Genomic DNA, 15105 nt, shown 5'->3' with positions numbered 1-15105 from the left:
GAGCCATTAGCTCAGTCGGTAGAGCATCTGACTTTTAATCAGAGGGTCGAAGGTTCGAGTCCTTCATGGCTCACCATTTACATTTTTTATATGCGGGTGTGGCGGAATTGGCAGACGCACTAGACTTAGGATCTAGCGCCTTATGGCGTGGGGGTTCGACTCCCTTCACCCGCATCTTCATTACTTTTAAATCCAGATTCAGGGGCCTTAGCTCAGCTGGGAGAGCGCCTGCCTTGCACGCAGGAGGTCAGCGGTTCGATCCCGCTAGGCTCCACCAATTTCATATCAGCCACTGCTGTCTTTCACAAAGTGTAAGGCTTTTTTTGTGCGTTCATTTTCTTTATTCTGTGTGAATCTTCTGTATTTTTATACATATTTATGTCGAGTTGAGTCATAGGTCTTTTTCTATGTAAAATAAGAGGATAGAGAATAGAGGAGGAAGACAGATGGCTGCTGAAAAAATTAATATCATTGGTGTACCGATGGATTTAGGACAAACCAGACGGGGTGTCGATATGGGGCCTAGTGCCATCCGATACGCAGGCGTTGTAGAACGGCTGGAAAATCTCCATTTTACTATTGAAGATAGCGGAGACATAAAAATAGGCAAACGGGAAAAAGAGCTGGAAGAACCTTTATATAATTTAAAAAATTTGAAAGCGGTATCAGAAGCGAGCGAACTGCTGGCTTCAAAGGTTGATGAAGTGATTAAAACAGGTGCTTTTCCTTTAGTGCTTGGCGGAGACCACAGTATCGCGATTGGGACTCTTGCTGGACTGGCGAAAAACTATAAAAATCTTGGGGTTATTTGGTATGACGCTCACGGCGACTTAAACACAGCTGATACTTCCCCGTCAGGGAACATTCACGGCATGCCGCTCGCGGCAAGTTTAGGAATAGGCGATGAATCCTTAACGGGGATTGCAGGGTTCTCTCCAAAAATTAAGCCTGAGCATGTTGTCATCATCGGTGCCCGTTCCCTTGATGAGGGTGAAAGGGAACTGATTAAAGAAAAGGGAATCCGCGTTTACACCATGCATGAGGTTGACCGTCTTGGAATGGCCCGTATTATGGAAGAAACAATTGAATACTTGAAAGATCGTACGGACGGTGTTCATTTGTCGCTTGACCTTGACGGATTGGATCCGCATGACGCACCGGGTGTAGGAACACCCGTTATTGGCGGGATCAGCTATCGTGAAAGTCATTTAGCTATGGAGATGCTGGCTGAATCTGAAATGATAACGTCGGCTGAATTTGTAGAAGTTAACCCGATTTTGGATGAGAGAAACAAGACCGCATCGGTTGCCGTAGCCTTAATGGGCTCACTTTTTGGAGAAAAACTTTTATAACGGTTACGGGCTGTCCAGAGTCTATTCTAAGATAGCCCACTTGCTAATTTACTTAGATTTATCTCCGCAGCGGTGCGGGAAATGAGGCTTACTCTGTTTTTAAAGGGTGCGGCGTCATCATTCCCGCTGTGGTGTATCATCTTTCCGCTTCAATCAGCATAACTCAAACTTTATACTATAACGGGGAAACGCTTTAGAATGCGTCTCCCTGTTTTTAAGTGAATAAGACTTTAAACCGGAGACCCCCATACTCTTCTTGCTTCAGGAACGGAGCCTTCAAATTCTAATAAATATACATCAGGGTTAGAAAGGGTTTTCCACTGTTCAAAGCCAAATGCATCATCAAAGTGATTCAGGATCAATGAAATCATATTTCCATGAGAAACCATGGCAGCTGAGTGAAAAGGGCCATCCAGAAAATCCTCAATTGCCTCTAATCCTCTTGAAGATGCAGCCATACTTGATTCACCGCCTTCAAAGACGATCGTTTTGTCCTGGAATGTCTGAGACAGTTTTTCCATCCAATCTTGAATGTTATGTTTGGAGAGAATTCTCTCAGCAAGTCTTTGGTCCAGTATAATCTCCAAATCGCTTTCCTGTGAAAACGGGAGGACAGAATCAATAGCCCTCTTAAACGGACTTGAGTAGAGAACATCAATGCTTTTACTCGCTAAAAAAGATGCTATGGAAGCTGCCTGTGCTTTTCCCTCATGTGTTAAATGAGCTTCTGCTTCTTGTCCATTTGCTTTACAATGGCGGATCAAATATATTTTTTTCTTCACTCTATTCCCCCCTATATATGATTATTATCGAGAACTTCCTTATTTTTCAATTCCTTTTCGCGAAAGTTGTGTAACTTACCATCTACATATTGGCAATAATTTGTTAAACTGTTTTTATGTGAAAAAATGAAACCTTTTGGTTTTTAGAACGTATTCCTACAGACCCGTGAAAGAGAAGAGGGTAATATAGATGGAGACTATCATAAAGAAGAGGATAAAAGAGGTTATTAAGGGAGATCAAAATGCTTTTGCGGAAATTGTTGATCTCTATAAAGATAAGATCTATCAATTGTGTTACAGAATGCTTGGAAATGCTCATGAAGCCGAAGATATCGCTCAGGAAGCGTTTATAAGGGCATATGTAAACATTCACAGATACGACTTGGACAAAAAATTTTCCACATGGCTTTACCGAATTGCTACGAATCTTTCCATAGACCGAATACGCAAGAAGAAGCCTGATTATTATTTAGATGCAGAAATAGCAGGAACAGAGGGCCTTACAATGTATTCTCAGGTTGCTGCAGACATTGCCCTTCCTGAAGAGGAAGTGGAGACCCTTGAGCTGCAGGAAACGATTCAAAAGGAAATTTTAAAGCTTCCGGATAAGTATCGAAGTGTGATCGTGCTGAAATATATAGACGAGCTATCCATTATCGAAATCAGTGAAATATTGGAGATCCCGGCCGGCACGGTTAAAACAAGGATACACAGGGGAAGGGAAGCACTCAGAAAACAGCTGAGGCATTTATAAAGTGAGGTGTAATAATAATGGCATGTACTGAACAAACGGTGTCATTGATGCATAAATATCTCGATCACGAGACGAATCAACAGGAAGAAGCGGAATTAAGAGAACATTTAAAGGCATGTAAAGTGTGTCATACACACTTTCAGGAGCTCAAAAAAACGATTGCGCTCGTACAAAGCACTTCCCATGTCGCTGTTCCCGATGATTTTACATCACGGGTAATGGCCAATCTGCCGAAGGAAAAAAGAAGAATCGGCGCCGGCAGATGGTTTAAGGCACATCCGCTGCTAATCGCAGCCTCTTTATTTGTAGTGTTGATGAGCGGAAGTCTTGTATCAGCTTGGTCGAGCGACCATCAATTCAGTGTAACGAAAAATCCTAAGCTTATTGTACAGAATAACACGGTCACTGTACCTGAGGGAGAAGTAGTAGAAGGCGATATAACCGTCCGAAACGGAACTCTTCAAGTAGACGGGAAGGTAAAAGGGAATGTAACGGTTATTAACGGTGAAGAATATACCGCGGCGGCCGGTGAAGTGACAGGGGATATTAGTGAAGTCAACGAACTCTTTGGCTGGCTCTGGTATAAAATGAAATCCTTCGGCAGCGAAGTGGTCGATGTATTCCAATAGGGAGCCGTCAGGTTTTTTTCAAATCCTCCAATAGAAGCGGATAAAATCAGATATAATAAGGCAAAGGTCATCTTTTAGGGTGGCCTTTTGGTTTCTTTATTTACTGAAAAAATTTTGTGCTATAATGGGGTAGTTGGTGACAGCACCATATGTCCTCCTATAGCTGCTGACAGAGGCTTTGGGCATACATAAATACAATCTGTCCTAGTCTTTAGGATATTACAATTTAATTGAACTTGATGGAGGAAACGAGTATGGCATTTGAAGACATATCTGTACTTAGGTACTTAGGCACTGCCATTGATATTCTCCTGGTTTGGTTCGTCATATATAAACTGATTATGGTAATTAGAGGAACAAAAGCCGTCCAGCTTCTTAAAGGGATTATTGTGATTCTGCTAGTTAAAACAATAAGCGGATTTTTGGGACTCAATACAATCTTCTGGTTAATGGATCAAGCTATATCATGGGGATTTATCGCGATCATTGTCATTTTTCAGCCTGAGCTTAGGAGAGCGCTGGAACAGCTCGGACGAGGAAGGCTGTTCTCAAAGAGTGCTTTTCCTGAAGAGGATGAAGGAGTTAAACTTACAGACGACATAACCAAAGCTACTTCTTATATGGCGAAGCGCCGTATTGGAGCACTCATGACCATCGAACGGGAAACAGGAATGGGTGATTATATTGAAACGGGAATTCCTATGAATGCCAATGTTTCATCTGAACTGCTAATCAACGTGTTTATTCCGAATACCCCGCTTCATGATGGTGCCGTGATTATTAGAGGCAGCCAGATAGCAGCAGCTGCCTGCTATCTTCCGCTATCAGAAAGCCCGCTCATTTCAAAGGAACTTGGAACAAGGCACCGGGCAGCTGTTGGCATCAGTGAGGTTACAGACAGTATCACGATCATTGTTTCTGAAGAAACCGGCAGTATTTCGGCAGCACGAAATGGCGAGCTTCATCGGAACCTGGATGAGGATGCGCTGAAAAACATTTTATCTTCTAACTCAAACAAGCAAGCGCGGACCCGCTCTGCTTCCTCAAGCCGCTGGCAATGGAGGGGGAAGAAGAATGGATAAACTGATGAATAACACATGGTTTATGAGAATCATCGCTCTATTAATTGCACTGATGATTTATCTTTCTGTTAATCCGGATACTTCGAGAAACACGAATCGGGTCAGCAATGATGAACCGCAAAGCAGTCAAATTTTCCCGAAGCCGCCTGGTACGAATAATAATAATCAGCCAGCGCCTAATGAATCTTCCGCTACCCTTGAGAATGTTGAGCTGAAAGCAGAAACAGGCAATGACAATTATGTAGTGTCCGGTCTACCTGATACTGTTTCCGTTGACATTACAGGTCCGACGAGCCAGGTCACAATTGCGAAACAGCGCAGAAATGTTGAGGTTTATGCAGATTTAAGCGGCTTTGAACCAGGGGAGCATGAAGTGGATTTGAAATACAGAAACCTGGACAGTTCGTTAAAAGTTGGAATTAATCCAGGATCTGTGAAAGTAAAGATTGATGAAAAAACAACAAAAGAGTTTCCAGTAGAAGCTTCTTTTATAAATGAGGAACAGATCGCAGAAGGCTATAAGCCGGGTGAGCCTGTTTTAAATCCGAAAACGGTTAAAGTAACAGCCTCAAAAGCTGTTATCAAGCAAATTTCGTATGTACGAGCCAGGGTGAACCTGCAGGATGCAGATCAGGATCTAAAGCAGCAGGCCCAAGTCATCGTGTATGACAAGGCAGGCAATATTCTGCCGGTTGAAGCTCTGCCAAGGACCATCGAAGTTTCCGTTCCAATTCAGAGCCCAAGCAAAACACTGCCCGTGGAGCTGAATCAGACTGGGGAACCGCCGGAGGGCGTGACCATTCGCTCGATCAGCATTTCTCCCAGTGAGGTAACGGCATACGGACCTGAAAATATTTTAGAGGGTTTAAAGGAAATTAAGGGTCCTGATTTGGATTTAACCAAGATCAAAGAAGACAGTGTGGTTGAATTGGGTCTTCCGCTGCCCGAAGGAGTAAAAGAACTTTCACAGCAGAAGGTACAAGTAAAAATAGATGTAGATAAAGAAGGGGAGAAAGTGCTGAAAGGCATCCCTATTGAAACAGCGGGACTGGATGAAGGAAAGTCAATTGAATACCTTGACCCATCGGCACAAGCATTTGATATTACGGTAACAGGACTGGAAGAACAGCTGAAAAAGGTATCCTCCAAGGATTTTCAGCTGGTGGTCAATGCATCCGGTCTGGAGGATGGGGAGCAAACAATTAAGGTTGAGGTAAAGGGACCGAATGATGTGAAATGGTCATTACCCCAAGAGGAAGCAACAATTCGAATTTCGGGAACTCAATCTTGAGGAACAGAAAAAAGGAGCGATTCTAACATGGGTAAGTATTTTGGAACAGATGGAGTAAGAGGAGTAGCGAACAGCGAGCTGACGCCGGAACTGGCTTTTAAAATCGGCCGTTTTGGCGGATATGTCCTTACTAAGGATAAAGATCGTCCAAAGGTATTAATTGGCCGTGATACACGTGTATCCGGACATATGCTGGAAGGAGCACTTGTTGCCGGACTTCTTTCCATTGGAGCAGAGGTTATGCGTTTGGGCGTTATTTCTACTCCAGGTGTTTCTTATTTAACCAAAGCTTTAGGAGCTCAGGCGGGTGTTATGATTTCTGCCTCTCACAATCCGGTTCAGGATAACGGAATCAAGTTTTTTGGACCAGACGGCTTTAAGCTTGTGGATGAACAGGAGCTTGAAATTGAAGGGCTCATGGATCAGGCGGAGGATCACCTTCCAAGACCTGTGGGAGCGGAACTTGGACAGGTTAACGACTATTTCGAAGGCGGTCAGAAGTACCTTCAATTCCTTAAACAGACGGTTGATGAAGAATTTGCCGGCATCCATGTAGCTCTGGATTGCGCACATGGTGCAACCTCATCCCTTGCAACTCATTTGTTTGCTGATCTTGAAGCGGATGTTTCAACGATGGGAACTTCTCCAAATGGATTGAACATAAACGATGGTGTAGGCTCTACACACCCTGAAGCCATGGCTGCTTTTGTTCTGGAAAAAGGTGCTGATATCGGACTTGCATTCGATGGAGACGGAGACCGTTTAATTGCAGTAGATGAAAAAGGAAATATCGTGGATGGCGATCAGATCATGTTTATCTGTGCCAAATATTTGAAAGATCAAGGTCAGCTGAATCAGGATACCGTTGTATCGACCGTTATGAGTAACCTTGGTTTCTATAAAGGCCTGGAAGCAGCAGGAATTCAAAGTATCCAAACGGCTGTTGGCGATCGTTATGTAGTAGAAGAAATGAAGAAGAATCAGTTTAATTTGGGCGGAGAGCAATCAGGCCATATTATCTTCCTTGACTACAACACAACAGGGGATGGTCTTCTCACAGCTATTCAGCTAGTGAATATTTTGAAATCAACCGGCAAAACCCTTTCTGAGCTTGCTGATGAAATGACGAAATTCCCTCAGCTTCTGATCAATGTCAGAGTATCAGATAAGCATCACGTAACAGATAATGCAAAAGTAAAAGCTGTTATTGAAGACGTAGAGAAGGAAATGGATGGAAACGGAAGAATACTTGTTCGTCCTTCCGGAACAGAGCCTCTAGTCCGCGTAATGGCAGAAGCACCGACTGAAGAGCTTTGCCGTCAATACGTAGAACGCATCGTAGCCGTTGTTAAAGATGAAATGGGTATCGAATAACTTACATAGAATTCGAGGAAAACGGGGCCTTAGGGGCCTCTTTTTTTTATATTTATAATGACCTTTATGTGATGATTTGAGCATTTAATTTTTTCTTCCGGCTGTGATGATTTTCCCTTGAAAAGGAAAAAAGAAGTATGGGAAATCCATCTTTTTTAGAGATATTGGTTAGAAAATCTTTCAAACAGGGTAAATGTCATCTTGCATCTGTCCTTAACAAGACATCCTTTAGCAACATATACTAAAGGGGTCGGAGGGTAAAGAGCAAGCCGTGGGGAAATATTAGGATTGACGGTTTTCTCCGATGTATTGTAATATAAACCTTGTGTTTCGCTTTATGAACCCGGGCAATGAGTAAAGTGAAATACGGAGCAGCACAAAGCGCCTGAACTAAGCACGGACGACCCATCGCTTAGTTGACGAGGAGGAGGTTTATCGATGAATCGGCGGATACCTCCCGGCTGTACGATAGCAGCCGCAAGTCTTTCTTTAAAACAGCGGGGCAACCCGTTGGACAAAGAGAGGGACACTAATCGAATCCTATAGAATAAAACATCTAACATGTGTGAGGGGACAGTGAAGGTCCCCAAAGTTGCGGCGTTCCTGTCCCCTTCGCAGAAGCGGGAGGAAAACGATTATGTGTGGTATTGTAGGTTACATTGGACTGAATGACTCGAAAGAAATTTTGCTTAAAGGTTTGGAAAAGCTTGAGTACCGGGGATACGATTCTGCAGGAATCGCTCTTTCCAACGAAGAAGGCGTAACGGTATTTAAGGAAAAAGGACGTATCGCAGATCTTCGTTCCATCGTGGATTCAAGTGTGATTGCACCGGTTGGAATCGGTCACACACGCTGGGCTACACATGGTGAACCGAGCCGTGTAAACGCGCATCCGCACCAAAGTGCATCTTCACGTCTGACTTTGGTTCATAACGGAGTAATTGAAAACTACGTTCAGCTTAAAAAAGATTACCTTCAGGATGTGGAGCTTCAAAGTGAAACAGACACTGAGGTAGTCGTACAGGTGATCGAAAAAATGATGGAAAAAGGCGCAAGCGTGGAAGAAGCTTTCCGCCAGACTCTTTCCGTTCTAAAAGGATCTTACGCTATCGGATTGCTTGATAACCAAGATCCAAATACAATTTATGTAGCAAAAAACAAAAGCCCGCTTCTAGTTGGACTTGGAGAAGACTTCAATGTTATTGCTTCTGATGCAATGGCGATGCTTCAAGTGACAAACCAGTATGTTGAGCTTATGGATAAAGAAATGGTTATCGTGACTCGTGAGCAGGCAGTCATTAAAACGTTAACTGGCGAAGTCGTTGAACGTGCTCCTTACACAGCAGAAATCGACGCAAGCGATATAGAAAAAGGAACATACCCTCACTACATGTTGAAAGAAACCGACGAGCAGCCGCTTGTATTGCGGAAAATCGTTCAAAAATATCAAAATGAAGACGGCAAGCTGACAATCGATCAAAACATCGTTGATGCAATCGACGAAGCTGACCGTATTTATATTGTGGCATGCGGAACAAGCTACCATGCAGGTCTTGTTGGAAAACAGTTCATTGAAAGATGGGCAAAAACACCAGTAGAAGTGCATGTGGCAAGCGAATTCTCTTACAACATGCCTTTGCTTTCCGAAAAGCCGCTATTCCTTTTCATCTCCCAAAGCGGAGAAACAGCGGACAGCCGTGCCGTTCTTGTGCAAATCAAAGAACTTGGCTACAAAGCATTGACGCTGACAAACGTACAAGGCTCTACGCTTTCCCGTGAAGCTGATTTCACCCTTCTTCTCCATGCAGGCCCTGAAATTGCAGTAGCTTCTACAAAAGCATACACAGCCCAGCTGGCGGTTCTAGCCATTACAGCTGCTGTTACAGCAGAAATGAAAGGCCACGAACTTGAGCTTGATCTTGTGAAGGAGCTTGGTATCGCTGCTAACGCAATGGAAGCCCTTTGCGACCAAAAAGAAGAGATGGAGTACATCGCACGCGAGTACCTGTCTACAACACGCAACGCCTTCTTCATCGGCCGTGCAGTTGACTACTATGTAGGTCTTGAAGGCGCATTGAAACTGAAAGAAATCTCCTACATCCAGGCAGAAGGTTTTGCCGGTGGAGAGCTTAAACACGGAACAATCGCATTGATCGAACAAGGCACACCGGTTATCGCTCTAGCTACACAGGAACACGTGAACTTGAGCATCCGCGGAAACGTGAAGGAAGTTGCTGCCCGTGGAGCAAACCCTTGCATCATTTCCGGAAAAGGACTTGAGCAGGAAGACGACCGTTTCGTCCTTCCAGAAGTACATGAAGCCCTTTCACCGCTTGCTTCCGTTATTCCGCTTCAGCTGATCGCTTACTATGCTGCTCTGCATAGAGGCTGTGACGTGGATAAGCCGCGTAACTTGGCGAAGAGTGTGACGGTTGAATAATAGCTGGCAAAGATAATCCATGAAAAACAACCCCCATACATTTTGATTAATTCTTATCAAAATGTATGGGGATTTTCTATTTATAATCAAACTTTATTTTAAATGATCAGAATCAAAGCAAAGGCTCACCCTTTTAGATTATAGTTATCTAAAAGGGTGTTTTTATCTGCGTCCCTTAAAAGAGTCAGATGTATGGAAAATACGAAGAGCCAGGAAATGAGATATTTGGCCGGCACTAAACAGTAAATACTTTTTTATGGCCACGCTTAAAACGAGTGCAAAAACGGGAATATGGATGAAAAGAGTGAGTGATCGCCAGTCATCCAGAGCTGATAGGATAACCAGTACATAAATAAACAAAGAAAGTGAGTATACCATGACTTTTGATTCTTTAGATCAAGTAATGAAAGAAGAAGCTCACCGGATTATCTTAAAGAATGTAGATTTAGTTATTGGTGAGTCCTCGCATATCGGGATAAAGATGTCCAATGAAGAAAGTGTCATGCTGTTTGATTTGATAACAGGGAGAATTCCTCCTTCCAGCGGCCATATCCATAGAGAGACAGAATCGATTTTTTCGCAAATGAAAGATGAGGGCTTATATGATTCGCTAACCGTTCAAAGCTACCTGAAATTTTTTAAGGAGCTTGCAGATTATCCGGACCCTTTGGAGGAATCCATTGCTGCCTTTTCTCTGCTGGATGTGTGGGGTACGAAAATCAAAAAATTGACAGATGACCAGAAAAGAAGGGTCAGCTTATTTCGAATGTCTTTGTTTTCTCCTGATGTGCTGCTAATTGAAAATCCGTTAGATAACTTATCGGGTGAAGGAATTGAGCTTTATTTAAAAGCGGTTGAACATGTCCGCTCCGGTATCACGGCAACGGTCATCACCTCTAATTCAATCGAAGATTTATTGCTGTTAACCAGCGAGATCTACCGCTATAATCAAGCAGCGGGTCTGGAAAAAACCGATCTTTCCGCCGAAGAGACGGATGACATACTCATGCAAAAGAAAGAGAGTGAAGTATTTAAGCCGAACCGTGTTTTCAAAGTAACATGTAAATTAGCGGATAAGACCATTTTTTTCAGTCCGGATGAGATCGATTATATTGAAAGCATCAACAGTGTCAGCCATTTGCGCATTAATGAGGAATACTTCCCTACAGACTTGACTATGAATGACCTCGAAGAGAAACTACATACATTCGGTTTTTTCAGATGCCACCGGTCATATTTAGTGAACCTGCAGCGGGTTTCAGAATTGATTAGCTATTCAAAGAACAGCTACACGCTGATTTTAAAAGGTCATCCAAATGTAAAGGTTCCTCTTTCCAGAACCCGTTTAGAAGAAATGAAGCAATTACTTGATTTTTAGCGTACAGGTGAGGCAGAAATGAGTACATTTCAGCCTTTTTTTGTTGCATTTGAGCTTCTTACAGTACTGTTCAGCGGACTTTTACGACTTTCCCCTTGATCAGTACTAAACTGTAAAACAGATGGGAAGCTTCATCAAACCCCCAACTTTTTTTAAGGGAGTGGAGTATATGGAAAGACATACAGTGATTGATGCTGAACAGTTATCCAAGCAGTTCAAAAACGAACCGGCATTAAAAAAACTTAGTTTCTCAGTCCGATCTGGTGAAATATTTGGATTTCTGGGCCCCTCTGGATCAGGGAAAACAACCACGATTAAAATACTAACCGGACAATTGGCGCAAACTTCAGGAAAAGCAACGGTATTAGGAAAACCCATCGAACAAATAAACGAAAGCATTTACGAACAAGTCGGCATTGTTACAGATAACAGTGGATTATATGAAAGAATGACCGTTTACAGCAACTTGAAGCTGTTCGCCAGGATTTTAGGAGTAGAGATGGAACGGATTGATGTTCTTCTGAAAAGAGTGGGGCTGTTCGGGCATAAAAATAAAATTGCCGGTAAGCTTTCGAAGGGAATGACACAGCGGCTGGTTCTGGCCAGAGCCATCTTGCATGAGCCAAAGGTGCTCTTCTTGGATGAACCGACGAGCGGTTTAGACCCGAGTACAGCTACATCTGTACACGAATTGCTGCTGGAGCTGAAAGAATCGGGGACGGCCATTTTCCTTACGACCCACAACATGGACGAGGCGGCTAAACTATGTGATCAAATTGCTCTTCTTCATGATGGGATAATTGTAGAGCATGGAGCTCAAGTACAATCGGAATAAACAGTATCAGATCCGATTAGAGGACGAGCGGGAATTTATGCTGCCTCACTCTGAGGAAACAGGGGAAAAGATCCAGCAGTGGATAGCCGCTGGCGAGCTTGTTACGATTCATTCCAATGAACCGACATTAGAAAAAGTGTTCCTGGAACTGACGGGGAGGGAATTGCTTTGAGGATTTCAGTAAAAAAAGTCAGAGCCATCACGGCTATGAAATTTCAGACGCTGCTGAATAATACGGGAGTCATGTTAGGGCCGATTCTCGCTTTGGGATTTGTGTTTGTCATTAAAAATATTATGCCGGATGTAGATGTAAACAATGAAGGAGTATCCTTTTCAACGAATGCATTCGCCCTGAGCTTCGGGATTATTTTCAACATCGCCATAGCTGGAATCTCTATGAGCAGTGCTCCATTAGCAGAAGAAAAGGAAAAGAACACATTGAGAGTACTCATGACGTCCTCTGTAAATGGCCTGGAGTACTTGATAGGGACACTGCTGCCTCCTTTTCTGCTGTTAATCCTGGTCAATCTGCTGATGATTCCTGTGAGCGGGTCTTCATTTGGGGAAATCCCATTTGGAACCTTCTTCATCATGACAACTGCAGCGAGCCTGATCAGCCTGATTATAGGGTATATTATTGGAATTTTCTCAAAAAACCAGGCGCAGGCTTCCTTATTGAGCATGCCGATCACCTTGCTTTTGACTTCCGTACCTGCAGTGAAGCTTTTCCAGGAGGATTTGTCCGCCATATTGGACTTTACCTACACAGGGGTGCTGACAAACTATGTGAACGGTATCGTTTCTGAGAGCGGCTATATATGGAATGCCACCGACATTAGTGTCCTCATCGGCTGGCTGGCTGCTGCATTAGGGATTTTTGTTTACGCCTATAAGAAAAACGGGTTGGATCGTTAAGGTACTGCTTGTTTTTGCGGAAATGATCATTAAAGGAGGTGATTATTCATGTTTGGTAAAAAAACGGAAAAGCGTTTCGATGAAAAGATGGTCCAAAATTATCAGCATGGCCTGATTTATATTCTCGTTGACCGTCAAACAGGAGTAAACTATTTGCATACATGGAACCCACAGGGCAGCGGACTCACCCCCCTGCTTGATGAGAAAGGTGAACCAATAGTGGAAATGATAGAGGATGCTGATAAGTAATCCCAGATCAATGGAACGGGTCTTTATGATTCGTTCTTTTTTAGTTCCTGAAATAAAAGGACTGGCATAAACATATACAAAATTGAATTTCCATATTTTTAATCAGGTATAAGCTTTGGAGGTTTCGTATTTCTTTGATAAAGTGAAGAGAAAGATTATGATCAAGCTGCAGGGGAGATTCCATGAACACGATTAAAATGATTAAAATGATCCTATTGGTTTTAATCGGATCAATAGCCTTGGTGATTGGGATTGCAGGAACGTTCCTTCCTGTTCTGCCAGGAGGTCCTTTTTACTTAATCGCTGCCTTTTGCTTTGCGAAAAGTTCAAAGAGAATTGACCGCTGGTTTAAGGATACCTGGGTTTATAAAAAATACGTTCTGGCATTCCTGCAGAAAAAAGGGATGAGCCTGGCGGAGAAAATCAGGATCAATGTGATAGCGGATTTTTTTATATTGGTTTCTGTGTTATATGTGGACATTCTTTTAGTGAGAATTTTGCTGATTGTTCTTGCTTTATATAAACATTATTATTTTATTTATAAAATTAAGACGCTCCACCCGGGGGATCGCGAGGCTTCAAAGAAGTCTGAATCCATGTGAAGCAGCGGTGGCGGCGGAGTAATAAAGTTGAATACAAAGCGAAGGGGGAGCGGTCAGAGCTCTCTTTTTTTTGTTTACCCATGATGAGGAAATACTTTCTTATGCAGATCATAATTATTTATCAGCATGATGTACAAATCAAATAGGCAGCTGGGTTTTGTATTAACTTCTCGGGCAATATGGACTTGCAGGATGGACAAAACTTTATCATAAACTTTTCCTCAGTCCTGTTTTTTAAAACAAGCGTTTGTTTAAATTCGTTTTGCTGCGTACGCTTTAAAGTAATTCAGGCTAAAATATTTCCGCCGCTAATAATTTTCCGCAAAAGACATAACCTATACAAGATATTCCTCCGAATATCAAGGCACTAGATCCTAACTACGAGGTGATTAGCGAATGAGTTACCGAGACCAGTTAGACCAGCATTCAGCCCAGTTTCATCATAATTGGACAAGGCCAAAGCGTTCGAAATCTCAGGTGTGCGGTCATACCGAGATGTCGCAGACCAACATCATTCTGCGAAGCAATGCCAAAGCCCATCGCTGGTAAGGAAATAGCGTTGTGATAGCAGGATTGGAAATCGGCAAGACAGAGGAAGGCCTGGAGTTCAATCCAGGTCTTCTTTTTGTTCGCCCTTCTTTTTTATAACTGCTGTTATAATGAAAAGAACAAAAGGAAAGTGAGGAGGTTGTTTTTTTGCTTCGAGCATGTCTTAGAGTGGAAGAAGGGCACGGTTTTGCTCAGGGCGCCTTCATCCCGTTTAAGCGAAATAGAATGCTGATTGGACGGTCCTCTGAAGGAAATCATCTGGACGTGCATTTTTCCAATCCGTACATATCCAGAAAACATGCGGTCATTCAATGCGAAAATGGAACCTATACCATTACCAACCTAAAAAGCAAGCACGGTGTAGAAGTGAACGGTCTTTCCCTGGAGCCGCTTCAGCAGATTCCGCTGGGGAATCAGGACTTCATCTCCCTTGCGAAAGGGGCAGTAAAGCTGACCTTTATTAATCAGTGTGAAGACGGGCTTGAAACAACAAAGGACCTGATCTGCCCTGATCGGCAGGTGTTTAAGATATGCAGAGAAAAGCGCTTAGTCCTGATCCAGGGGCAACCGCTGCGGCTTAACGGAAAGTATATGGAGCTGCTGCTTTTTCTGGAGGAACATTGTGATAAAGTGGTCAGTTATGATGAAATAAAAAAACGAATTTGGCCTGAAAGATTTTCAGATAACAGCGGGATGCTTCATGAGGTTGGGCAGGAAGAGCTGAGTGCGCTCGTTTACCGGCTCCGTAAAAAGCTCGGCAAATTCGGCAAAAAGATTGTTACGGCACCAGGAGCAGGGTATATGCTTGAAAAATAATTAACTGAAAATTAAGAATGTTATTAGATAAATTCTACTTTCTTTCTATGTTTTTAC

The 15105-nt window shown here is 43.0% G+C and carries 16 protein-coding genes and 3 tRNA genes; 18 read left to right on the top strand and 1 reads right to left on the bottom strand.

Going from position 1 to position 15105, the window contains the following annotated elements; genetic code table 11:
- The 4 genes from AS29_RS16070 to rocF all read left to right on the top strand — a co-directional run bounded on the left by AS29_RS16070 (position 1) and on the right by rocF (position 1352).
- A tRNA-Lys gene (locus AS29_RS16070) sits at positions 1-76 on the top strand.
- 16 nt (positions 77-92) lie between these two features.
- A tRNA-Leu gene (locus tag AS29_RS16065) sits at positions 93-174 on the top strand.
- A 27-nt stretch (positions 175-201) separates the two neighbouring features.
- A tRNA-Ala gene (locus tag AS29_RS16060) sits at positions 202-277 on the top strand.
- 169 nt (positions 278-446) lie between these two features.
- Positions 447-1352: an arginase gene (gene rocF, locus AS29_RS16055; protein ID WP_035410149.1), complete on the top strand. Its 906-nt coding sequence runs from the start codon at positions 447-449 to the stop codon at positions 1350-1352.
- A 230-nt stretch (positions 1353-1582) separates the two neighbouring features.
- On the opposite strand, the gene AS29_RS16050 is transcribed toward rocF, so the two are convergent.
- Complete coding sequence (locus tag AS29_RS16050; RefSeq protein ID WP_035410146.1) at positions 1583-2134, bottom strand: histidine phosphatase family protein; 552 nt, start codon at positions 2132-2134, stop codon at positions 1583-1585.
- A gap of 190 nt (positions 2135-2324) precedes the next feature.
- Between AS29_RS16050 and sigW the strand changes: the two genes are divergently transcribed.
- The 14 genes from sigW (at position 2325) to AS29_RS15990 (ending at position 15048) form a co-directional block, all read left to right on the top strand.
- Positions 2325-2888 (top strand): RNA polymerase sigma factor SigW, encoded by a 564-nt coding sequence (gene sigW / locus AS29_RS16045; RefSeq protein ID WP_035410144.1) that lies wholly within the window; start codon positions 2325-2327, stop codon positions 2886-2888.
- Between the two features lie 17 nt (positions 2889-2905).
- Positions 2906-3517, top strand: coding sequence for an anti-sigma factor family protein (locus AS29_RS16040; protein ID WP_035410142.1), 612 nt, complete (start codon positions 2906-2908; stop codon positions 3515-3517).
- Between the two features lie 254 nt (positions 3518-3771).
- Positions 3772-4599, top strand: a complete 828-nt coding sequence (gene cdaA, locus AS29_RS16035; protein WP_035410140.1) for a diadenylate cyclase CdaA — start codon at positions 3772-3774, stop codon at positions 4597-4599.
- Positions 4592-5890 (top strand): CdaR family protein, encoded by a 1299-nt coding sequence (locus AS29_RS16030; protein WP_035410181.1) that lies wholly within the window; start codon positions 4592-4594, stop codon positions 5888-5890. Before cdaA ends, AS29_RS16030 begins: the two co-directional genes overlap by 8 nt.
- Before the next feature lie 27 nt (positions 5891-5917).
- Entirely contained in the window at positions 5918-7264 is a 1347-nt protein-coding gene (gene glmM / locus AS29_RS16025; RefSeq protein ID WP_035410138.1) for a phosphoglucosamine mutase, read from the top strand.
- A 637-nt stretch (positions 7265-7901) separates the two neighbouring features.
- Complete coding sequence (gene glmS / locus AS29_RS16020) at positions 7902-9704, top strand: glutamine--fructose-6-phosphate transaminase (isomerizing) (protein WP_035410135.1); 1803 nt, start codon at positions 7902-7904, stop codon at positions 9702-9704.
- Positions 9705-10080: 376 nt separating this feature from the next.
- Entirely contained in the window at positions 10081-11082 is a 1002-nt protein-coding gene (locus tag AS29_RS16015) for a LytTR family transcriptional regulator DNA-binding domain-containing protein (RefSeq protein ID WP_035410132.1), read from the top strand.
- 169 nt (positions 11083-11251) lie between these two features.
- Positions 11252-11917 (top strand): ABC transporter ATP-binding protein, encoded by a 666-nt coding sequence (locus AS29_RS16010; RefSeq protein WP_331712030.1) that lies wholly within the window; start codon positions 11252-11254, stop codon positions 11915-11917.
- Entirely contained in the window at positions 11892-12089 is a 198-nt protein-coding gene (locus AS29_RS21975; RefSeq protein ID WP_331712029.1) for a hypothetical protein, read from the top strand. Before AS29_RS16010 ends, AS29_RS21975 begins: the two co-directional genes overlap by 26 nt.
- Positions 12086-12832, top strand: a complete 747-nt coding sequence (locus AS29_RS16005) for an ABC transporter permease (RefSeq protein ID WP_035410129.1) — start codon at positions 12086-12088, stop codon at positions 12830-12832. Before AS29_RS21975 ends, AS29_RS16005 begins: the two co-directional genes overlap by 4 nt.
- Positions 12833-12880: 48 nt before the next feature.
- On the top strand, positions 12881-13081 hold the full coding sequence (locus AS29_RS16000) for a DUF6440 family protein (RefSeq protein ID WP_035410127.1): 201 nt from the start codon (positions 12881-12883) through the stop codon (positions 13079-13081).
- 182 nt (positions 13082-13263) lie between these two features.
- Entirely contained in the window at positions 13264-13683 is a 420-nt protein-coding gene (locus AS29_RS15995) for a YbaN family protein (RefSeq protein ID WP_082883885.1), read from the top strand.
- Between the two features lie 396 nt (positions 13684-14079).
- Positions 14080-14232 carry a YpzG family protein gene (locus AS29_RS21120; protein ID WP_082883884.1) on the top strand — a complete coding sequence of 51 codons (153 nt, stop codon included), beginning with the start codon at positions 14080-14082 and terminating at the stop codon, positions 14230-14232.
- Between the two features lie 147 nt (positions 14233-14379).
- A complete protein-coding gene (locus AS29_RS15990; RefSeq protein ID WP_066099081.1) occupies positions 14380-15048 on the top strand; it encodes an FHA domain-containing protein in 669 nt (222 codons plus the stop codon).
- Positions 15049-15105: the final 57 nt, after the last annotated feature.

This window comes from Bacillus sp. SJS, from assembly GCF_000732485.2.
Classification (GTDB): Bacteria; Bacillota; Bacilli; order Bacillales; family Bacillaceae; genus Metabacillus_B; species Metabacillus_B sediminis.
Note: the sequence above shows the minus strand (reverse complement) of the source record. Positions and strands in the feature narration are given on the sequence as shown.